The organism is Cohnella hashimotonis, assembly GCF_030014955.1.
Lineage (GTDB): Bacteria > Bacillota > Bacilli > Paenibacillales > Paenibacillaceae > Cohnella > Cohnella hashimotonis.
On sequence record NZ_JAGRPV010000001.1, the window covers coordinates 7,360,822 to 7,380,313 of the forward strand.

The 19,492-nt window shown below is 57.0% G+C and carries 17 protein-coding genes and 1 other annotated feature; of the genes, 3 read left to right on the forward strand and 14 right to left on the reverse strand.

Features of this window, described 5'->3' with window-relative positions:
- Positions 1 to 4: 4 nt before the first annotated feature.
- Positions 5 to 1,096: an SGNH/GDSL hydrolase family protein gene (locus tag KB449_RS29300; RefSeq protein WP_282911736.1), complete on the reverse strand. Its 1,092-nt coding sequence runs from the start codon at positions 1,094 to 1,096 to the stop codon at positions 5 to 7.
- A 266-nt stretch (positions 1,097 to 1,362) separates the two neighbouring features.
- On the opposite strand from KB449_RS29300, the gene KB449_RS29305 reads away from it, so the two are divergent.
- Both KB449_RS29305 and KB449_RS29310 read left to right on the forward strand, forming a co-directional pair.
- Positions 1,363 to 3,741, forward strand: coding sequence for an AraC family transcriptional regulator (locus KB449_RS29305; protein ID WP_282911737.1), 2,379 nt, complete (start codon positions 1,363 to 1,365; stop codon positions 3,739 to 3,741).
- A gap of 18 nt (positions 3,742 to 3,759) precedes the next feature.
- The gene (locus tag KB449_RS29310) at positions 3,760 to 5,499 is read left to right on the forward strand and encodes a glycoside hydrolase family 3 protein (protein WP_282911738.1); all 1,740 of its coding nucleotides are present in this window, start codon (positions 3,760 to 3,762) and stop codon (positions 5,497 to 5,499) included.
- A gap of 103 nt (positions 5,500 to 5,602) precedes the next feature.
- Here the strand turns inward: KB449_RS29310 and trpS are convergent, their stop codons facing one another.
- Complete coding sequence (gene trpS / locus KB449_RS29315) at positions 5,603 to 6,592, reverse strand: tryptophan--tRNA ligase (protein ID WP_282911739.1); 990 nt, start codon at positions 6,590 to 6,592, stop codon at positions 5,603 to 5,605.
- A 117-nt stretch (positions 6,593 to 6,709) separates the two neighbouring features.
- Positions 6,710 to 7,001: a binding site (T-box leader), on the reverse strand.
- A gap of 52 nt (positions 7,002 to 7,053) precedes the next feature.
- On the reverse strand, positions 7,054 to 7,488 hold the full coding sequence (locus KB449_RS29320) for a VOC family protein (RefSeq protein WP_282911740.1): 435 nt from the start codon (positions 7,486 to 7,488) through the stop codon (positions 7,054 to 7,056).
- A 523-nt stretch (positions 7,489 to 8,011) separates the two neighbouring features.
- Between KB449_RS29320 and KB449_RS29325 the strand changes: the two genes are divergently transcribed.
- Positions 8,012 to 9,517 carry a vWA domain-containing protein gene (locus KB449_RS29325; RefSeq protein WP_282911741.1) on the forward strand — a complete coding sequence of 502 codons (1,506 nt, stop codon included), beginning with the start codon at positions 8,012 to 8,014 and terminating at the stop codon, positions 9,515 to 9,517.
- A gap of 147 nt (positions 9,518 to 9,664) precedes the next feature.
- Here the strand turns inward: KB449_RS29325 and KB449_RS29330 are convergent, their stop codons facing one another.
- From KB449_RS29330 to KB449_RS29380, 11 genes are all read right to left on the reverse strand, one after another.
- Positions 9,665 to 10,489: a TIGR02452 family protein gene (locus KB449_RS29330; protein WP_282911742.1), complete on the reverse strand. Its 825-nt coding sequence runs from the start codon at positions 10,487 to 10,489 to the stop codon at positions 9,665 to 9,667.
- Positions 10,490 to 10,491: 2 nt separating this feature from the next.
- A complete protein-coding gene (ybiA, locus tag KB449_RS29335; protein ID WP_282911743.1) occupies positions 10,492 to 11,052 on the reverse strand; it encodes a riboflavin biosynthesis intermediates N-glycosidase in 561 nt (186 codons plus the stop codon).
- 459 nt (positions 11,053 to 11,511) lie between these two features.
- Positions 11,512 to 11,922 (reverse strand): VOC family protein, encoded by a 411-nt coding sequence (locus KB449_RS29340; protein ID WP_282911744.1) that lies wholly within the window; start codon positions 11,920 to 11,922, stop codon positions 11,512 to 11,514.
- An 18-nt stretch (positions 11,923 to 11,940) separates the two neighbouring features.
- On the reverse strand, positions 11,941 to 12,387 hold the full coding sequence (locus tag KB449_RS29345; protein ID WP_282911745.1) for a VOC family protein: 447 nt from the start codon (positions 12,385 to 12,387) through the stop codon (positions 11,941 to 11,943).
- A 156-nt stretch (positions 12,388 to 12,543) separates the two neighbouring features.
- The gene (locus tag KB449_RS29350; RefSeq protein WP_282911746.1) at positions 12,544 to 13,395 is read right to left on the reverse strand and encodes a sulfurtransferase; all 852 of its coding nucleotides are present in this window, start codon (positions 13,393 to 13,395) and stop codon (positions 12,544 to 12,546) included.
- A 2-nt stretch (positions 13,396 to 13,397) separates the two neighbouring features.
- Positions 13,398 to 14,237 carry a MerR family transcriptional regulator gene (locus tag KB449_RS29355; RefSeq protein WP_282911747.1) on the reverse strand — a complete coding sequence of 280 codons (840 nt, stop codon included), beginning with the start codon at positions 14,235 to 14,237 and terminating at the stop codon, positions 13,398 to 13,400.
- Positions 14,238 to 14,299: 62 nt separating this feature from the next.
- Positions 14,300 to 15,061: an ABC transporter ATP-binding protein gene (locus KB449_RS29360; RefSeq protein ID WP_282911748.1), complete on the reverse strand. Its 762-nt coding sequence runs from the start codon at positions 15,059 to 15,061 to the stop codon at positions 14,300 to 14,302.
- Positions 15,061 to 15,819, reverse strand: coding sequence for an ABC transporter permease (locus tag KB449_RS29365; RefSeq protein ID WP_282911749.1), 759 nt, complete (start codon positions 15,817 to 15,819; stop codon positions 15,061 to 15,063). Before KB449_RS29365 ends, KB449_RS29360 begins: the two co-directional genes overlap by 1 nt.
- 70 nt (positions 15,820 to 15,889) lie before the next feature.
- Positions 15,890 to 17,122, reverse strand: a complete 1,233-nt coding sequence (locus KB449_RS29370) for a phosphotransferase enzyme family protein (protein WP_282911750.1) — start codon at positions 17,120 to 17,122, stop codon at positions 15,890 to 15,892.
- Positions 17,119 to 18,042: an ABC transporter substrate-binding protein gene (locus KB449_RS29375; protein WP_282911751.1), complete on the reverse strand. Its 924-nt coding sequence runs from the start codon at positions 18,040 to 18,042 to the stop codon at positions 17,119 to 17,121. Before KB449_RS29375 ends, KB449_RS29370 begins: the two co-directional genes overlap by 4 nt.
- Positions 18,043 to 18,179: 137 nt before the next feature.
- Positions 18,180 to 19,184 carry an ABC transporter substrate-binding protein gene (locus tag KB449_RS29380; protein WP_282912936.1) on the reverse strand — a complete coding sequence of 335 codons (1,005 nt, stop codon included), beginning with the start codon at positions 19,182 to 19,184 and terminating at the stop codon, positions 18,180 to 18,182.
- Positions 19,185 to 19,492 lie beyond the last annotated feature (308 nt).

Here is a 19,492-nt window from a genome sequence, read left to right on the forward strand (position 1 = left end):
CCTCCTATTTCAGAATTCCGATCATTCCTAAATGAAAGTCGGTTCCCCGGCAATCCTCGCGGTTGCCGTGAACGACCTCCAGCTCGATATGATGCCGGCCCGCCGGCAGCTCGTCCGCGATCCAGTACGGCCTGAGCCAGCCGCCGTCCAGGCACCAGTCCGGCCGGTCGCGGCTGACCGCGACGGCGTCTCCCCCGTCCAGCCGATAGACGAATTCCGCCGACTTCTTGCCGAAGTCGAAGATCAGGACCAGCCCTCTCCCCGAGAACGAGAAAGAGAGCTTCGCGCCGATCGCCGAAGTGCTCAGCAGCCGGTCCACCCTAGGCATCAAGGCAGCCGCCCGCCTGATCGTCCAGGGTCCCTCCAGCTGCACCTCCTCGAACGGCACAAGCTTCGTACGCTCCCAGTGATGGGGATTAAAGGCCGGCGGCAACGCCCGCGACGGCAGGTTCGCCCGGTCGAGCGGGTTCGGTGCGTCCGTATCCGAATCGGCATCGGGCGCTGCTGCATGAGGCGCTGCGGCAGGGAGCGTTGTCGTCAGCTCCCGCTCCAACAAGGCAATCACGCATTGGCCGTAACTCAGGCTTCCCCGATGGGTCGGGTGCAGCCCGTCCGGCAGCCATTCGTCCCAGGTCATGCGTCCTTTGGCTACTTCCTCCCAAGCATGGCGCCCCGCCCACACCGAGCTGATCCCGTAATGCTCGGCCAATTGCTCGAACTCGGCGATCGAGCCCGGCACCTCCTTGCGCGACATCGCTTCGTACATTCTTTGGCTGTAGGTATAGACCAGGACCAGTTCGCTGCGGCCGTCCGCCAGCAATTTGCGGAGCAGCCCTTCTCTTGCCCGCATGCGGGGCTCGGACGCCGTCAGATAGTCATTGACGGCGAACTCGACGAAGATCAGGTCGCATTCGCGTTCGATCAGATCCCGTTCCGCCCGGAACACCGCCAGATCGCTGCCCGTGGCGCCGATCGCCGCATTCTCGACGACGATCCGGGTGCGGGGAAACGTCTCCGCGAACCACCGCGTCACCGGCTCCGGCCAATTATGCGCCGATCTGCCGTCTTCCGTTATCGATCCTCCGATGAATCCCAACGTCACCGTGCCGCCCCGGAGCTTATTTCTCGTCCGTGCCAAGCTGCTTCTTGTTATGATCGTGTCCGTACCGATCCACCTCGTTCTCCGCTGTTTTCCTTAAATTTAGCGGGCCGCGCTTCCGGCGTACACTTTGATTTGCGTCGGTCTCTTCAAATAAACGCTCTAAATAATGTTCGTTTCTATGAGATTTGTCCGTTATATTTACTTTTGGCATGGCCTGGGCTATCTTAGCTTCTACCAGACCTATAAGGGGAAGCCCGTCCATGAAGCTGAAGACCAAGATCAAATCGAAAATCCTTCTGAAAATGGTGCTGTGGTTCAGCGCTTCCGCCTTGTTTATCGTCGGCATTCTGTCGGTCGTCATCTATTGGAACGCGCAAAGTCTGATGGTCAAAAAGGAATCGGACAACAACCAAAAAATCCTGTTCCAGGTCAAATACAATACGAACCTGATGAACGACGCCATTACCCGGCTTGCGCAATCGATCTTCCTGAACGGGGATATTAATAAGATCATGTACGCGAAAGAGGAAAATATGGTCGATGTCATCATCCGGATGAACACCGCCGTGACCTCCTTAACCTCGTCGTATCCTTACGTTCATTCCATCAGCATTTACAACCGCAATCTGGATCAGTTTTACAACGCCGGCTCCCCGGTCTTCTTCAACGATACGCAGCTGTCCGAGCTGAACGCGTCCGACCGGGTGCTCCCCAAGTTAAAACCGATTTATCGCGATATCCACAAAGTGATGAACGGCCGGGTCGAGAGCGAACACGTTCTTTCCTATTTTATGTACGAGACGCCGATGGACGACGAGAAGCCGAGCGCGCTGGTCATCAACGTCAAGCCGGAGTGGCTGCTCGAGAACATTCGGCAAATCAATATGATCGATCCGCAGAAAAAGAGCAGCATCTTCCTCCTCGATCAACAGGACGACATCGTGGATACCGATCAAGCCGCAGAGAAGCAGAATCAATTGAAATGGTTCCAGCAGGAATACACGCGTTACAAGCAGTCCGATCCCACCCCGTCAACCGACGGCTCCTTCAAGAGAACCTACATGGACACCCAATACTTGGTCACCTTCAGCTATATGGACAGCATCGGCATGACCCTGATGAAGATTCAGCCGGCGCTGGAGGTCAATGGCTACTTAAACAGCTTCAAAACCAGCATTATTTTCATAACGGTCTTCGTCCTGCTGATGGCGATCGCGATTTCCGTGAGCATTTCCCGCAAAATTTACAGTCCGATCGGCAATCTCGTACAGACGATATCCGCCGGACGGATGCACAAATTCGATCTGCGGGGGACCGGAGACGAAATCTCGTACCTGGACTCGGTATACAAGCAATCCATGGAGCAATTGAACCTGTTCGATAAGCAGCGGTACCAGTATGAAGACGTCATCAAGCATTATTGGCTGAATCGGCTGCTTACGGAAAAGGTGAAGCTGGGCAAGACGGAACTGGCGGATCTTTTTCTCGAAACGAAGATCGCGCTGCCCCTGGAAGGCACCTATGCCGTACTGCTCCTGAAAATCGACAACTACAGGCGCTTCCAGCAAACCTTCTCCGCGCAGGACAAAGAAACGATACGCTTCGCCATCATCAACATCGCTTCCGAATGGGTGGCCAAGAAATACGTGAACGAAGGCCTCGACCTGCGGGACGACCATGTCGCAATCATGCTCAGCCTCCCGGCGGAGGACGAGACATTCGAGGAAGAAATAGCCGCGTTGATCCGGGAGGCGCAGCAATTCGTCCAGCAGTATTACAAAATCACGTTTACCGCTTCCCTCAGTCCTGCGCTGCATCGGCTCGAGGCCTTGCCTACGCTCTACAACAAAGCGTTGGAGCAGTCCGTATACCGGTTCATCTACGGCCATCGTTCCGTCATCGATTCGAAGGCGGTCCTCGCCAACGAAGCCGGCAAGAAGAAGGGTTATTCCAAACCGCTCGAAGAGCAGTTTCAGGAAGCGATTCTCAAGGGCGATACGACCGGGATCGAAAGCGCCTTGAAGCCGTTATTCGATGAGATGACCCAGCTAAGCTACTATAATGCGATGGCTTCCACCTTCCGCCTGCTGGAAATCGCGAGAAAGACGCTGGAGCAGCGCCTCGCGACCGACTTGTCGGCGCTTCCGATCGATCTCTCCGCCTTCTCGCTGTCGATCATGGAGAACGAGACCCTGGGCGGGATCTTCGACAGGCTCGTCGATACGCTCGGCCAAGCGCTGCGCGCCCACGAAGGGGGAGAGCTTCCGCCTCCCAAGGTCAACCATTACGTCGTCGAGACGGTATCCGAATACATATTGACGCACTACGACGATCCGACGCTATGCCTGGCCTCGATCGCTTCGATGATGAAAATCACGCAGCGGCGCCTCGGCAATCTTTTCAAGGAGGTGATGGAGGTATCCGTTGCCGACTTCATCAATGAGACAAGGCTGACGAAGGCCGCGGAATTATTGACCGGAAGCGAAGTCAGCGTACGCGAGATCGTGGAAAAGGTGGGCGTGCTGAACGAAACCTATTTCTTCAGCCTGTTCAAGAAACGGTTCGGCGTGACGCCGAAGGAGTACGCCTTGCAGAATAACGTCAAGCAGCTGAAGAAATCCGGTCCCCATACGGAATAAGAAAGAGGGCCTCCCTTTATGAAGTACCGCATTATCGTGACAGACCGCGCCAAGCGAATCGTCGAGGAAATGAACTTCCGCCGCCTGCTGAAGCAAGTCTGCTGCCCGACCCTGGGACACGTCGGCGCGGAGCGCCTCGAGGAATTCGGCGCGATGTTCTTCCACCCCATGGATCGCGCGGAGCTGCAGGAAGCCATTCGCCGCTTGAAGGAAGTCAGCGAAGTCCCTCCGTTTATCGTCAGCGATATGGAGTGCGGGCCCGGCAATATGATACGGGGCGCCACGAAGTTCACTTCGATGATGGGACTCAGCCAGGCGAATTCGGAGGAACTCGCCTACGAGGTCGGCCGGATCGCCGCGGCGGAAGCCGGCGAGATCGGTTTTAACTGGACCTTCTCGCCGGTCGCGGATATCGCGTCGGACGCGGATAGCCCCGTCGTGAGCACGAGGAGCGCCGGCCACAAGCCGGAGCAAGTCGTGAAGATCGCAGGCGGCTATATGAAAGGTCTGCAGGAGCATGGCATGATGGCTACGATCAAGCATTTTCCGGGGGACGGATTCTCCTCCTGGGACCAGCATCTGACCACGCCGAACCTGCCGCTTGACGCAGCCTCGTGGAGAAACGGGCCGGGGCGCGTCTTTCGGGAGCTGATCGATCAGGGTGCCATGGCGGTAATGCCGGGACATATCGCGCTGCCCGCCTTCGACGAGCCCGACGCGCGCGGCCTGTATCCGCCGGCGACGGTATCGAGGAAGCTGCTGATCGAGCTGCTGAGGCAAGAGCTGGGCTTCGAAGGCTTGATCGTGTCCGACGCGATCAACATGGGCGGGGTCGTCGGCTATATGAACTATTACGACGCCTGCGCGGCGGCGCTGACGAACGGCTGCGACATGCTGCTGTTTCCGCAGATGGACGAGCGCTTCTATGCGGAGATGGAGCGGCGGCACCGCGAGGGGAGCTTGACGCTTGCGACGCTCCGGGACCGGGCGAGCCGCATCGTGTCGTTGAAGGAGCAGTTCGGGCTTTTCGGGGCTTCGTCCGCAGGGCGGGGTCGAGAGCGCGGCGAGCAGGCGATCGCGGGACGGCAGCCTGAAGGACAGGAGGTCCCAGGACAGGAGATCGCAGGACAGAAGATCGCAGGACAGGAGATCGCAGCGAGTAACAGCGCTGCCCGCAGCGCTGGCGCGGAACAGGAAGGCGCCGTTCCGGATAAAGCTGCCCGTGCGGTAGCAGTAGCGGAGGCCGTCTCGGAACGGAGCATTACCATCGTCCGCGATCGGGAAGGGCTCCTCCCTTACCGCTTCACGCCTGCAACGAAGGTGCTGCATGTCGTGATCGTCAATAATCACGACCGCTACGGCGAGCTCTGGGAGCGAATGAAACGCGAGATCGGCAAATATGCCGGGACGGTCGACCAATGGCTCGACCCCGGTCCCGACGCCTTGTTCCAAGTCGCCGCCGATCAGGCCTACGACGTAATGATATGCTCGATCGGAGGCCGCTTGAGCTACGGGCTCAATGTCGTCCGCCTGCACGACGAGGTGGCGAGGAACATGATGGGCGGCTGGACCAAGCTGGGGACGCCGGTTATTTTCATCGCCCACTTCCATCCCTTCGTGCACAAGGAATACGCGGCTTCGATCGACACCATCGTGAACACTTACGGCGATATCGATTGCACCGCGGAGCAGCTCTTAAAAGCCATTGCCGGCGCGGGCGAACGACCGATCAACGCGCGGCTGTTCGCGCATGACTGAGGCAAGTAGCAGGATAATGTTCGGTTTGAACCGGAGATTTCTGAGCTATTCCTCAAAAAAAGCCTATCCCCTGCAAACGACAGAGGATAGGCATAGACATTTCTCAGTCGAAATAGTTAAGACTCATCGCCTCCCGAACCTCTCCCATCGTGTCCTGAGCGATGTTGCGAGCGCGACGGGTACCGCTTATTAAGATATCATCAACGATATCCGGTCTCGCGGCATAATAAGACCTGCGCTCCCGCATGGGCTCAATAAGCTGTTCTAGTGCAAGCGCGATCTGCCCCTTGCATGCGGAACAACCCATCGTTCCTTTTTCGCAGCCCTCGCGAATTTCTGGCGCTCCGTCAGGCCTGAACGCTTGATGATAAGCGTAAATCGGGCAGACTTCCGGATGCCCCGGATCGTTTTTATGAATACGGGTCGGGTCCGTCCTCGCCCGTTTGATTTTAAGCGCGATCTCTTCGTACGAGGAATCCAGCGCGACGGCGTTGCCAAGGCTTTTGCTCATTTTTCCTTTACCGTCGGTCCCCACCAGTCTAGGCATCTCGCTGATCAGCGCTCTCGGCTCTGCAAGTACAGGTTTATACAATTCGTTGAATCGGCGCACGATTTTTCGCGACTGTTCCAGATGAGGCAGCTGGTCGTCTCCGACCGGAACGATCGTCGCTTTGCAAAAGGCGATGTCGGCCGTCTGGCTGACCGGATAACCCAGAAAGCCGTAGTACATATCGTCCAAGCCGCTGTTCTTGGACTCCGACTTGATCGTCGGGTTGTGGCGCAACGCATTGACCGTGACGAACATGGAGAACAATACGGTTAGCTCCGCGATCTCCGGAATCATAGACTGGACGAAAATCGTTGCGCGATTCGGATCAATGCCGACCGCCAAATAATCGAGCGCCACCTCGCGCAGATGGCTTCTGATGAGATTCGGCTTGTCGAAGTGCGTCGTTAACGCTTGCACATCCGCCAGAAGAATATACGTTTCATATTGTTGCTGCAGAGCCACGCGATTTTTGAGACTGCCGACGTAATGGCCAAGGTGAAGCTTGCCGGTAACGCGATCTCCTGTCAGTACCCGCTCTTTCATTGAATAACACGCTCCTTAATTTGGATAATGCAATTCGAAACCCTCGGATAATCCAGCGCCACCACCAACCATCTTCCATGGCCATCACCCCCTTTAAAAATCAAAAAAACTTCATCCAATAAGGACGAAGTTATCGTGGTACCACCTTAAGTGAACGTACCGTTGCGCATGCTGTGCGAACGATCCGATCGGCTCTGTACGGTGCGGAGATCCATACAGTCAGATCTCGATACCGCTCCCTTGGTAACGGCGGGATACCCGGCATTCCCCTACTACATTCAATATGCAATGGTTCGGGGAAGCAACTCCGAAGGCCATTCGAACATACGCTGGACACCGATTCGCAGCAACCACCGGCTCTCTGCAAGTCCATTAAGTATGCCTACTTACCCTTCTTCTGCGTTGTTGTGAATATTAGGTGTACTTTACCATAAAAGGATGCGGTCAGCAATCCGAATATATTATAGCCGCTCCGCCAGCTCCAGAATAATGCCCTCTGGCCCGCGGACGTAGCACATCTTATAGATATCTTTATAATTCTGTATTTCGCTAAAGGCTTCCATGTCTTTCTTTTTCATGTTGTCGACGATCGCTTCAATATCATCGACGGCCAGGCAAATATGACGGATGCCTAATGTATTCGAATGCGATTGCTGAACGCCGTTTTCATCCGTTGGATGGATATACTGGACCAGCTCCAACCACGTCTGACCGTCCGGCGAACGCAAGGCGACGCAGGATGTCTTCACGTTCTCAAGCCCGACGATCACATCCAGCCAAGCGCCTTCTGCTTCCCATTCCCCATGCACCTCGAGCCCGAATTCGACGAAAAAAGCTTTGGCCGCTGCCAGATCGTTGACGTTTATGCCGATGTGGTCGATGCGTTGGATTTTCATGCTGGACGCCTCCTCATTATTCGATCAAGATTGCTCAGATCTGTGTCGTAATTTTCCCCACCGCCATGTAACCCCTGCGCTCATAGCATACAACAACCCGCTTATAGAGAACAGAACGTCGATCGTCAACCAGTCGATGATATAGCCGCCGGTGATAATCGCGAACCCGGAGGCGGCGGAGGTCCAGAAATACCTTCGATAACCCGGGCTACTTTTAGCGGATGCAGTCTGCTGTAGTCGGTAATCAGATTCGGATTCTGGTCCGGCGTCGCGTTCTGAAAATAATTGATTAGAACAAGGGCCGAGAGAAGGAGGGGCGCAAGCGTCTTTTCATTTAGGCCTCCACGACTGCGATCTAACCGAGGATAAATTTTACATTACTTGCAACATTCCCTCTACCTGAATCGTCTAAATAGCGCATGTCGTTACACAACAGAAATGTTTATGTAATCGTTTTGTAACATTGCGCAATCGAATGGCATTTGTTAAAAGAAACCGCTATTCATTAATCGGGGGTGTCCAGATGGGAAAAAGGTTAGGCTTGTTGTCCGTACTTTTGATTGGCGCGCTGGTCGCAGGTTGCAGCTCAAGCAGCGACAACGATTCCGCCGCCAACCGTGCGCCGGAGTCGAAATCCCAAGCAGTCTCTAATGAAGCCGCAGCCGCAAGCGCACACGACCAACGAGCATCCACGCCCTCCGATATGTTTTTCCAGGATTACGGGACCAACCCCTATGTTTCTGCAGAAGATGACCGGCTGTCTACGTTCGCGATGGACGTTGATACGGGCTCCTATACATTGGCAAGAAGCTATATCAAAGACGGGAACGTGCCGCCTCAAGAGGCCATCCGGCTGGAGGAGTTCGTCAATTACTTCGATCTGAACGACGCGCCGCCCAAGAACGATACGTTCGCCATTCATGTCGACGCCGGCCCCTCTCCGTTCGGGGAAGCAGGCACGCAGCTCGTCCGGATCGGCATCAAGGGCAAGGAGATCGAATCGGAGGCGCGGAAGAGAGCGAACCTGACGTTTGTAATCGACGTATCCGGCTCCATGGATGAGGACAACCGGATCGGTTTGGTCAAGCGGAGCTTGGAGCTGCTGGTCAATCAGTTGAAGCCTAACGACCGGATCGGCATCGTCGTGTACGGCTCGACGGCGCGCACGGTTCTGCAGCCTACGGCTGTCGAGGACGAGGGTGCCATTTTAGCGGCGATCGATGATCTTCAGATCGAAGGCTCGACGAATGCGGAAGCCGGACTGCTGTTAGGTTATAAAATGGCGAGCAAATTCAACGACGAGGATGCGATCAACCGCGTGATTCTGTGCTCCGACGGCGTGGCCAATATCGGCGAGACCGGTCCCGAAGGCATTCTCCGTACGATTGAAGATTATGCCGCGAAAAACTTGTACCTCAGCACCTTCGGATTCGGCATGGACAATTACAATGACGTGCTTATGGAGCAACTGGCCGACAAAGGCGATGGCGCCTATGCTTATATTGACGATATGGATGAAGCGAAAAAGATCTTCCAGGAACAGCTGACCGAGACGCTGCAGACGATCGCCAAAGACGCCAAGATTCAAGTCGAATTCGATCCTGCGCAGGTGAAGGGCTATCGCCTCCTGGGTTATGAGAACCGCGCGATCGCGGATGAAGATTTCCGCAACAACAAAGTGGACGGCGGCGAAGTGGGTGCCGGGCATTCCGTCACCGCGCTCTACGAGCTCCAATTGAAGAGCGACGCAGCCAAGCCTTGGGGCAAGGTCACGATTCGATACAAAGACGTGGACGACAACAATCGATCGCGTGAATCGTCCGCATCCATCGGCCCCTCCGACAAGCTGTCCGATGCCACCTTGTTTATCGCCGCCGTCGCTGAATTTGCCAAGATCATGAAGGACAGTGAAGGCGTCGGGGAAAGCCGGCTGCAAAATGTTCTCCAGACGGCGGAGAAGCACGCGTCCAGCGAGCGGCAGGAGGAATTCGGGGAGTTGGTTAAGACGTTCATGGACATTAGAGGTTGATAGTATTGCGTTATACGTCTGAATGCCTCGTATATGTCAGAAGGCCAGCGTTCCCCAAAAGCGGGGCGGCTGGCCTTCTTTCTCGGTTTTTAAGATGCAGCCACCGCTTTATGGTTCATCTATTTACTCCGGTCGCTCGTTTTTTGATTAACTGCCGAACGCATCTTCAAAAGCCCTCATGCATTGACTATTCCTCGAACCGTCCAGAACCGCGAACGTAATATGCTCAAATAGCGAGCCATAGCCCTCTTCCACCAGAAGCGCGTTCCACCAGCCTGCGACTTGCACCGGATCGTTCCTGAAAACGCCGCAGCCGTACGCGCCCAAGATGAGGTTCTTGTCTCCATTTTTAGCGAACAGGGCCAATGCAATACGCATTCTTTCCTTCATGACGCGCAGCGCCAGCTCGGTGTCTTCTCCCTTTAACACGACCTGACCATAGTTAACGGCGGGCAGTGTCAGTACCGAAGCCGTGACAGGCTCAGCCAGGAGGTTAAACTTCTCATCTCTGAAAAAGACGACATCAGGGGAGTAGATGGCGTGATGCGTGTACATCATCGAACCGCATGCGCGATTCGCCTTATAGAATGCTTCATGCCGGAGCTGCGTGCCATATAGGCCGCTGGATGCAGCCAGGCTTTCCTCTTGCGCCATCGCTCCGTTTAAAAATCCGCCGCCCGGATTTTTGGCGCTGGCAAAGTTAAGGACGCCCACATGCGCCTTTCCCGATTGGACCCAGTTAAGGATGGCCTTAACGGTCGCCGCATTCACTACTGAACATTCAGCCAATGGGCCGTCCCGATCCACCCGGATAAGCTCCACTGCCGCTTTGGCTTGCTCCGGCGTAATCAGGGCGCTGCGATCCTCTGCGTATTTCTGTTTATCGGCGAAATTCACTTGCTCCCCGTTAATCGTATAATATCCCTGCTGCATATATTGGAGCGTATCTCTCGCAATTATTTTCCGATCCACGTCTAACTCCCCTCTTCCTCTAGCAAGTTGTCCCTGACCTCAGTCAAAGCAAAACCAAGCAAATTCGAGCCGCGCCATTTTAGCGGATTTTTCGCATCCGGATGATCCTTCTCCAAGCCGATACCCCAGATCCGGTCGAACGGGCTCGCTTCCACCAAAATCAGATCTTTTGTAGACTTCAAATATTCCCGCAGTCTCCGATTTTGCGAGAACTTTGCGTAGTTACCTCTCTTTACGATCTCATAGCAGTTCTGTTCCCAGACCGTACTTTGAAAATGTTTGACCGCGCGGCCTAAAGCCTTCATTTCCTTTGGTTGCGAAGCACTCATAATCTTACGAAGCGCGTCCGCATCGCCAAAAAGCCGCGCCTTCTCCGCCATCATGTACTGTTCCGTGCAGGAATAGGCTATTCCGTCGACCTCGAACCTGGACATCCACCATTGGCTCAGGCAACTCGGGCTCACGCTTCCGTCCGCCGCCGGCGTATGTCCCCAGAAAAACAGAAACTTTGGCTTTTCGCCTGCGTTGTATGCGCGTTGCAGTTGCTCCAATTTATTATTCATAAAAGTTCTCCCGCTTTCTATGATAGGCTTTGCCGGTGTTTTATTATTATCACTTTGATATTATCAAATTAATACAATTGAATCCAATTGTCAATCCATGATTTCTTTATCGCGCAAAAAAACATCGCCAGGGCTCTTGGGCCGTTTGGCGATGTTTTGATTCAATGTAAGGCGCAGCGCAAACTTAGCATTTCGCCCAAACACATTTGCTCGCCATAGCGACCAAATTCCGCTAACCTCATTGCCGTACCGCTGCGCGCAACCGTTTCCCGCTGAGTCATAAGACGCTCGCGCATCTCTATCTCGTTGTGTGCCGCCATTTTCGGCAAGATAAGACCCTGGCGCATCACTATTTCGTTGCGTGCCGCCAATTCCTACAAGATAAGAACCTGGCGTATCGCTATTTCGTTGCGTGCGGCCAATCCATCATATAGGAGAACGTATGTGGCGAACCGAACGCTATGACTCTTGCGTTGCAATCCACCAAGTGTTCCCAGCGGGGTCCTTCACGCCTGCGCGTCGATCAGGATCTCCTGCTTTGCGGGCCGGTTCCATGACGGATACGCCGCCTGCATGAACGGCATGCTGATAAGTCCCCCTAACATCCTCAACATAAATATGCAATTGAGCAACGGTTGCCTCCCACTTCTCCGTGGTCTCTCCCAGCATGACAACCGTATCCTCAATCTGTACTTCGACATGCATGACAGAGCCATCCGGTCGAAGATAACGCCTAAGTTCGTTTGCGCCGAAAGCTTCTTGCAAGAAATTCAATACTGGCTTTGCATCCGGCACGACTAAATACGGCGAAACACTTGAATATCCATTCGGCTTCCAACCGTTAGACATAGGCTTCCAACCGTTAGACATAGATGTGCCTCCAATTCGTTATTTCATCATTTCGTTCCACTCGCTTAAATAGATGGCATGTTCCATCTGTCTGGGTTCAGCCGGCAACCAGGCTATAAACTCCAGCTCATTGCCGTCAGGATCGTCGAAATAAACGGCTGCCGTAGGCATCCACGCATGTACGACCGGCTCGATCGGTTCTTTTCCGAGCGCTTTTTTAGGCTTGATCCCTCTTTCTCTTAGCCAGTCGATCGACCCCTTTAACAAATCCAGGTCAGTCCCAAAAGCAAAGTGCCGTTTACTAACCTCGGTGCCCTGCGGCACTTCCCAAATGCCAAGCAATTGGCGTTCCTTGCCGATGTAAAAGAATGCCCCTTTTCTTTCTTCAATGACTAAGGCAAGTTCGAGTCCCAGCTTCTTATAAAAAACAATCGATGCATTCAAATCCGTAACCTGTAAATGCGTCTCGTACAAATTTTTAATCATCGCGCCGCTCCTCAATTCCCGATCCGCTTGAATTTGCGGACTTTATGATCATTGTATAGGAAGGATATGTTGCCGCCAACTTTAACTGAATGTGGGCATGTAAAAACCGCCAAGGCCCTCGGGCTGTTGGCGGCTTGTTTGCCTGTATAGATACTGCTATGCTTGGCGCGGCGTTTCCTCATTCCCCGTCGCGATCGGGTTCTCGCCGTACGACACCCAATCGCTCCAGCTCCCGACATACAGCTTCACGTTCGGATACCCGGCCTCCGCCAACGCCAGCACGTTCGGCGTCGCCGTCACGCCCGCGCCGCAGTAGACGATGATCTCCGCGTCCACTGGAATGTCCTCGAACCGCGCCTTCTGAGCCGCCGCGCCCTGAAAGAAGCCACCCGGCGAGCCCGCTTCCCAAAAGCGGTTGATGGCGCCCGGAATGTGCCCGGCCTTGGCGTACTTGCTCGTGTCCTCGCCCGTATAGTGAGCGGGCTTGCGCGCGTCGATTAATACGGCGCCCTCGCGCCCGATCGCCGCCTGCACCCGCCCGACGTCCGCGAGCAGCGCCTCGTTCACGCGGGCAACGAACGTCCTGGCCACCGGCGCCGGCAGCTCGCGCGTCACGGGATGGCCGGCGTCGCTCCAGCCGGAGTAACCTTCCGCCAGCAGCCGCACCCGCTCGTGGCCGAGATACTTGAGCGTCCACCAGAGCCTCGCGGCGATGCTGCCACCCTGGTCGTCATACACGACGACTTCCGTCTCCTCGCCGATGCCCGCAGCGCCTAGCTTCCGCGCGAACGCGTCAAGCGGCGGCAGCGGATGCCCGCCTCCATGCTGCTCTTTCGGCCCTGACAAGTCCGCGTTAAGGTCAAAGAAGACCGCGCCCGGAATGTGGCCTTCCCCGTAAGCGCGCCGCCCCTCATCCGGCTGGCCGAGCACGAACCGCACGTCCGCGAAGACGACGTTCGGTTTGCCAAGCAAGGCCGCAGCCTCACGGATGCTGATCAAATTAGACATGTTTAAGCTCCTCCGATCGGCAAAATAAGCTCCGTGACATAGTTATCGCTGTCCGTCGTGCTCCACGGATCGATGATATATCGCTCGTACGAAGTCCCCTTCAGCGCCACCGACTGCCGCTCCGCCCACTCCTGCACCTCGCGGTACGTCTGCCCGATCGTCCGGTAATCGCCGCGATGGACGACGCTGATCGCCTCGAAGCCGCCGACTTCGGTCGTCAGCCCCTCGCTCGTCCCGTCGTCGATGACCGCCGTATAGCAGTCGACGCCCGTGAACGTCCGGTCGATGCGCTGCCCGATGTCCTCGAAGTACAGCATGAAAGGGCCGTACGCGTAAAGGTTGTGGCGATTGCACAGCTCGACGAACAGATTGCTGTACAGCACCTCCATGTCCGCCTCCTGCCGATCCTTCACCTCGTAGCGGAACGTCATCGTGCGGTAGAGCGGAAACTTCGCGATCTGGATCTCCCGCGCCTTTGGCGGCTCGGCCAGCAAGGACTCCCCTTGCTTCAGCAGCCGGTGCCATTCCTGGATGGCGAAGTGCTTCTTCTGCAGCTCGGCCATCTGCTTCTCGACGATCAGGAGCTCCTTGGCCATGTAATCCTCCAGCACGTCGAGGTTCTGGCGCTCCAGCATTTTCCCGATATCCTCGAGCTTGAAGCCCAGCTGCTTGTAATATTTGATGAGGGGGATCTTCCGCATGCCTTCCTTGGAATAGTAGCGGTAGTTGTTGTCCGGCGAGATGCGCTCCGGCTTGAGCAGCCCGATGTCGTCGTAGTAACGCAGCGTGCGGATCGGAATCCGGCACAGCTTGGACACCTCGCCGATCGAATACCATTCCATGGTTGTCCCCCTCCGCTCTTTTTTCCGAAAATGCCGATTGCCCGTTGCCCGTCATACGTACGTTAGAGCAGCCGCTTGATCGCTTCCTTCATCCGCAGCAGCTGCGGATCGAGCAGCCGCTCGCGCTTGTCGCCGAGTCCGAAGCCGACGGTCAGCTCCTCCTTCACGACGCCCGGCCGCGAGGACAGCACGTAGATCCGGTCCGACAGCAGAATCGCTTCCTCGATATCGTGCGTGATGAACAGGATCGTCGCGCCGAATGCTTCCTGCACCTCCAGCAGCCACGTCTGCATCGCGCTCTTGGTCATGGAGTCGAGGGCGCCGAACGGTTCGTCGAGCAGCATGATCTCGCCTGAAGCGAGGAACGTACGCAGAAAGCTCGCCCGCTGCTTCATGCCGCCCGACAGCTGGCCCGGGTATCGGTCCTCGTACCCGCGCAGCCCGACCCGATCGATCAGCGCATCCGCACGCTCGCGCGCCAGCTTCTTGTTCGTGCCCTTGAGCCGGAGCGGCAGCGTGATGTTATCCATGACCGTCTTCCACGGGAGCAGCAGGTCCTTCTGCTGCATGTAGCCGATCTCCCCGTTTACCTTCAGCTCGCCTTGGTCGGCGGGGAGCAGTCCCGTAATCATGTTAAAAAGGGTGCTCTTGCCCGAGCCGCTCGGCCCGAGAATCGAGACGAACTCCCCCCTGCCTACGCGGAGCGAGACGTCCCGCAGCACCTCTGTCTCGCCGAAGCGCTTGCCCACGCGGTCCAGCGCGATCAGAACCTCGCCTTCGCAGCTCGCAGTCGCCGGCTTCTCTTGCACCTTTTGCATAGCCATCACCTCGATCTCCAATGGGTTGCCCGGCTGCCGATCCGGTTGATGACGGCGATCAGGACGACGCTGACCAGGACGATGACCAGGATGGAGGCGAACACCTTATCGAGCGCGTAGGCATTCTTGGCCCGTACCATGTACACGCCGATCCCCTTCGTGCCGCCCTGCCATTCCGCGATGATGGCCGCCATGATCAGGTAGGTAGCGGCAATCTTGAGTCCTGAGAAGAAGTTGACCATCGCATAAGGCAGCTTCAGGTGCAGAAACGTCTGGAGCTTGCCGGCCTCGAACGAGCGGAACAGGTTCACGTAGTCCCGGTCCACCTTTTCAAAGGCGTCGACGAGACTGATGCAGATGGGGAAAAAGCACACCATGACGATAACGAGCACCTTGGGCAGCATGCCGAAGCCGAACCAGATGATCAGAATGGGCGTAATGACGATCGTGGGCACGGTCTGGGAGACGATCAGTATGGGATAGAGCGACTTCTTGACGATGTCGAAGCTGTCCATCAGAATGCCGAGCACGAACGCCAGCACGATGGAGAGCAAGAAGCCCAGCGCGGATTCGTACAGCGTCGTGCCGACATGGCCGGCGATGGCGCCGAAGTCGTCGATCAGCGCGTTCACCGTATCCAGCGGAGAAGGAAGAATATACATCGGCACGTCCGCCAGCGTCACGATGAGCTGCCAGAGGACGATGACGGCCAGCAAGGCGAGGATCGGGTACAACCGTTGGTCCGGTCGAATGCGTCTAGTCATCAGTTGTCACGCCTTATTTTTTATAATTCCGACTGAATTACTTATAATTTAACAAGCGTTTAAATACCTGTCAATCCTGCCGCAACGCCGCTTGGCCGCTACGGTACGGCCGCTGCCTCAAATGATCCAGAAGCGCCTGCCCATGCTCGCCCTGGAACCAAGTCGCATGCCCCAGCCAATACAGATCGTACGCCATATCCGCGTTGGACACGGATCGCACGATGCCCGCAAAATAGTCGATCTCGGAGAGCACGAACTCCGCATGCACGAGCGGCAGCAGCGCCGGTAGTGCAGCTTGTTCGGCGGCGCTTAACGGCCTGACCGATTCATAGCCGGCGAGCAGCGCCTCCATGTCGGCATAAGCGACCAGGCCGTCCTGCTTGCCCGCGTGAAGCGCGAGCCAATCCACCGTGCCCCGCTCGATCGCCGTCGCCAGATCGTAGACTGCGTTGGTGCGGTCCGCAAGCCCGAAGTCGAGGATGGACGCTACCTCCGTCCCTTCCGGGTCTTCGCGCCACAGCAGGTTCGAAGCATGCCAGTCGTTGTGCGACCAGAGCGGCTGCAGACCGGCCAGATGCGGCGCGAGCCGGTCATAGAACGGCAGGAGCGTGGCCTTGAAGTCCTGCTCCCACGGACGGCTCGCCAGATAGCCGGCGAGCGCCTCGCGGCGGGCGACATAGGCCCGCAGCGCGGCGCGCGGGTCAGCGGCGGCGCTTGCGAAGATCGAGAAGCTCGAGACGAGCGGCCGCACCCGTCTCGCCGGCGCATCGAAGCCCGCTGCCGCGACGTGCATGCGGGCCAGCGCTTCCCCGGCCGCATAGGCATGGGCTTCTCGCTGAAATGGACTCCACGAGACGGCATCCCGGTACAGATCCGTCCCCTGCGCAAGCCGATGGACCTCGTACGTCCACTCGTCCATCGCATAGGCGGTCGCCCCGTCCCGCCCCTCCAGGATCTCGCTGACCGGAACACCGTTCGTCCGCAGGTGGCGGATGAACCGATGCTCCTCGTTCAGTCCTTCGACGTCACGCACCGAACGGTGGTGACGCTTTACGAACAGGCGGCCGCCGCCGGACATCTCGGCGATCGTCGCGCTCGAGAACGGGCGCGGGCTATGCCAGACGAGCGCCGTAGCCTCGCCGACATCTGTCGCGAACCGGCTGAGCAGCCGGTTCGCTTCCTCCAGCGCGATCGGCGCCCAGTCCGGCCGGACCAGCTCCGCGCCCATGCCGTGGGCCTGCACCGCTGCGCCTGGCACTGCACCCGGTGCCGCCCCCGCCGCCGCGTGCGCCCGCTCGCTCATATCGCAGCCCTCTGCGGCAGATATTCGTTCGTGTATGCCGTCCGCCAGCTCTCTTTGTCGTGCAAAATGCCATGCTCGGCAAGCCATGCCGCGTAAGGCTCGATCAGCTCGACCCGCTGGCGCCCCCAGGCGCCGTCATGCAGCCAGGTCGGCGCGATCAGCGGCAGCGAACGCTCGAACAGCCGCCTTGGAAAGTATGGCACGAACTTCTCGAACACCGGCACCGCCGCAAGCGGATCGGCGGCGACTGCCAGGTAGCCCCGCTCGGTTGCCTCCAGAAACGAGCGGACTACCTCGGGCTCCCGCTTCGTCAGCGCCTCCTGCGTGCCGAGCAGATAGCTGTGATACGGGGGTGCCCCGATCTCGTCCACCGGCCATACAATACGCTCCGACTCCGGCACCGCGGTGTCCATCAGAATCTCCCATGCCCAGTAGCTGCCGAACGTCGCATCCGCTTCGCCCGCGGCGATCGCGTCCGGCGTCAGCTCCCGCGTGCCGGCATCCACAATGACGATCGCGTCAGGATCGCCGCCGTCCGCCTCCACCAGCTGGCGGATCATCGCGAGCCCCCGCGGCGTCGGATTCATCGCTACGCGCTTGCCGGCCAAGTCGGCCGGCCTGCGAATGCCCGTGCTCCGCACCGTCTGCACCGTCTCCATCCCGCGATGATTGATCGCCGCGACGCCAACCACCACCGGCTGTTTTTCCCGCTGCACGAGCAGCCGGTTGCTGGGAAAAATGCCGAAGTCCGCCTCCCCCCTCGCCAGATAAGCCAGCGTGTCTCCCCGCCCGGGGTCGTACACGGTGAATTCGACGTCGAGCCCTGCCTCTCGATACCAGCCCTGCTCTCTCGCATAGTAGAACCCGGCCGAATTCGTCCAAGGGTAGAAGTATTCCAGCATAACCTTCAAGTTTCTCATGAGGCCGACTTCCTTTTTTATAAAATGTTAAATCTCTCGGTTCCCTAGCAGGATCCCGTGTTGCTTGACCTTGCTTTCCCTTGCCTTACCTTGCCTCTTTGCCTTGCCGCCTTGCTTTGCCTGATGTTCGATCCTCGTCACTTTTTAGGCAGAAACTCGTTCGTAAAGGCGTCCGCCGCGACCAGCTCTTTGTCGATCAGGCCCTTCTCCTTCAGGAATTGCGCGTAAGCGTTCCACACCTGCTCCTTCATCTGTCCCCATGCCGGCGCATCGGCGATATACTGCGAGGCCAGGAACTTCTGGCTCTCCACCGCCAGCGTCTTGTCGATCTCCGGCGCGTGCTTGAGCAGCAGCTCCGCGCTCTCTTCCGGATGCGCGATCGCGTATTGGTAGCCTTCCTCGGTCGCCTTCAGGAACTTGCGCGCTTTGTCCGGATCGCTCTTCAGCGTCTTGGTGCCCGCGATCAGGATCGGCGTATAGTAATCGAGCGCGGGGTCCAGATCCTTGGCCGCGATATAGTTTATCTCGACGCCCCGGTTCTTCGCTTCGACCCCCGTCCAGCCCTCGAAGATCCAGGCAAAGTCCACGTTCTTGCTCGTTGCCGCGAAGAAATCGTCGCTGCCGATATCGACCCGCTTCAGCTTGCCGTAATCGGCGCCGTCCTTCTCCATGACCGCCTGCAGCACCGCTTCCTCGGAGGGCGAGCCCCATCCGCCGTACACCTTGCCTTCAAAGTCCTTCGGGCTCGTAATGTTCTTGTCCTTGGGGGAGGCGAAGCCCGACGTGTTGTGCTGGATCAGCGTGGCGACCGCCTTGATCGGCAGCGGATCCTTGCTCGTGAGCGCGTACGTCACGTCCTCCTGATAGCTCACGCCGAAGTCGCCCTTGCCGGCGGCGATCAGCGTCGCGGTCGTGCCCTCCGACGGTTGCGCGATGTCGACGTCCAGTCCTTCCGCACTGTAGTAGCCTTTTTCCAGAGCGACGTACAGGCCCGTGTGGTTCGTGTTCGGCGTCCAGTCCAATATGACCTTGACCGCCTCCGTCTTCGCCCCGCTTGCCTCATTCTTGTCGCTGCCGCAGCCCGCCAGCAGTCCTGCCGCCAATCCTGCGATCGCCAATATCTTTATCGTTTTTGCCGCCATCTTCATCTTCCCTCTCCTGCGTGGCCTGTTATAATTTTTGTAATTCCGATTGAATTACACTGGTTTAGAAAAATAATAACCCTCCAGTCAACTGGAGGGTCAAGTATTTCCTTGGCGAGTATGCGAAAATGGCTGGGACAGCATGTGAAGTTTCTCTAACTTTAAATAAAAGAAAATATGGGGGGCGATGTGAATCTTTTCATTAATAGCTTGCCTTGGCCCATTTACATAGCGATTACGGTTGGTTTTGTGGCTTAGTTGCATGCTACCTTCTGATAAACTTTAAAAAGTACCCATGGTTCGTTAGT

Excerpts from the sequence above, each read along its gene's own strand:
- ybiA (WP_282911743.1), bottom strand. The coding sequence starts at position 11,052 with ATGAATAATAAATTGGAGCAACTGCAACGCGCATACAACGCAGGCGAA.
- trpS (WP_282911739.1), bottom strand. The coding sequence starts at position 6,592 with ATGAAAGAGCGGGTACTGACAGGAGATCGCGTTACCGGCAAGCTTCAC.
- KB449_RS29305 (WP_282911737.1), top strand. The coding sequence starts at position 1,363 with ATGAAGCTGAAGACCAAGATCAAATCGAAAATCCTTCTGAAAATGGTG.
- KB449_RS29380 (WP_282912936.1), bottom strand. The coding sequence starts at position 19,184 with ATGGCGGCAAAAACGATAAAGATATTGGCGATCGCAGGATTGGCGGCA.
- KB449_RS29340 (WP_282911744.1), bottom strand. The coding sequence starts at position 11,922 with ATGTCTAACGGTTGGAAGCCTATGTCTAACGGTTGGAAGCCGAATGGA.
- KB449_RS29310 (WP_282911738.1), top strand. The coding sequence starts at position 3,760 with ATGAAGTACCGCATTATCGTGACAGACCGCGCCAAGCGAATCGTCGAG.
- KB449_RS29325 (WP_282911741.1), top strand. The coding sequence starts at position 8,012 with ATGGGAAAAAGGTTAGGCTTGTTGTCCGTACTTTTGATTGGCGCGCTG.
- KB449_RS29370 (WP_282911750.1), bottom strand. The coding sequence starts at position 17,122 with ATGAGCGAGCGGGCGCACGCGGCGGCGGGGGCGGCACCGGGTGCAGTG.
- KB449_RS29360 (WP_282911748.1), bottom strand. The coding sequence starts at position 15,061 with ATGGCTATGCAAAAGGTGCAAGAGAAGCCGGCGACTGCGAGCTGCGAA.
- KB449_RS29350 (WP_282911746.1), bottom strand. The coding sequence starts at position 13,395 with ATGTCTAATTTGATCAGCATCCGTGAGGCTGCGGCCTTGCTTGGCAAA.
- KB449_RS29345 (WP_282911745.1), bottom strand. The coding sequence starts at position 12,387 with ATGATTAAAAATTTGTACGAGACGCATTTACAGGTTACGGATTTGAAT.
- KB449_RS29375 (WP_282911751.1), bottom strand. The coding sequence starts at position 18,042 with ATGAGAAACTTGAAGGTTATGCTGGAATACTTCTACCCTTGGACGAAT.
- KB449_RS29355 (WP_282911747.1), bottom strand. The coding sequence starts at position 14,237 with ATGGAATGGTATTCGATCGGCGAGGTGTCCAAGCTGTGCCGGATTCCG.
- KB449_RS29365 (WP_282911749.1), bottom strand. The coding sequence starts at position 15,819 with ATGACTAGACGCATTCGACCGGACCAACGGTTGTACCCGATCCTCGCC.
- KB449_RS29320 (WP_282911740.1), bottom strand. The coding sequence starts at position 7,488 with ATGAAAATCCAACGCATCGACCACATCGGCATAAACGTCAACGATCTG.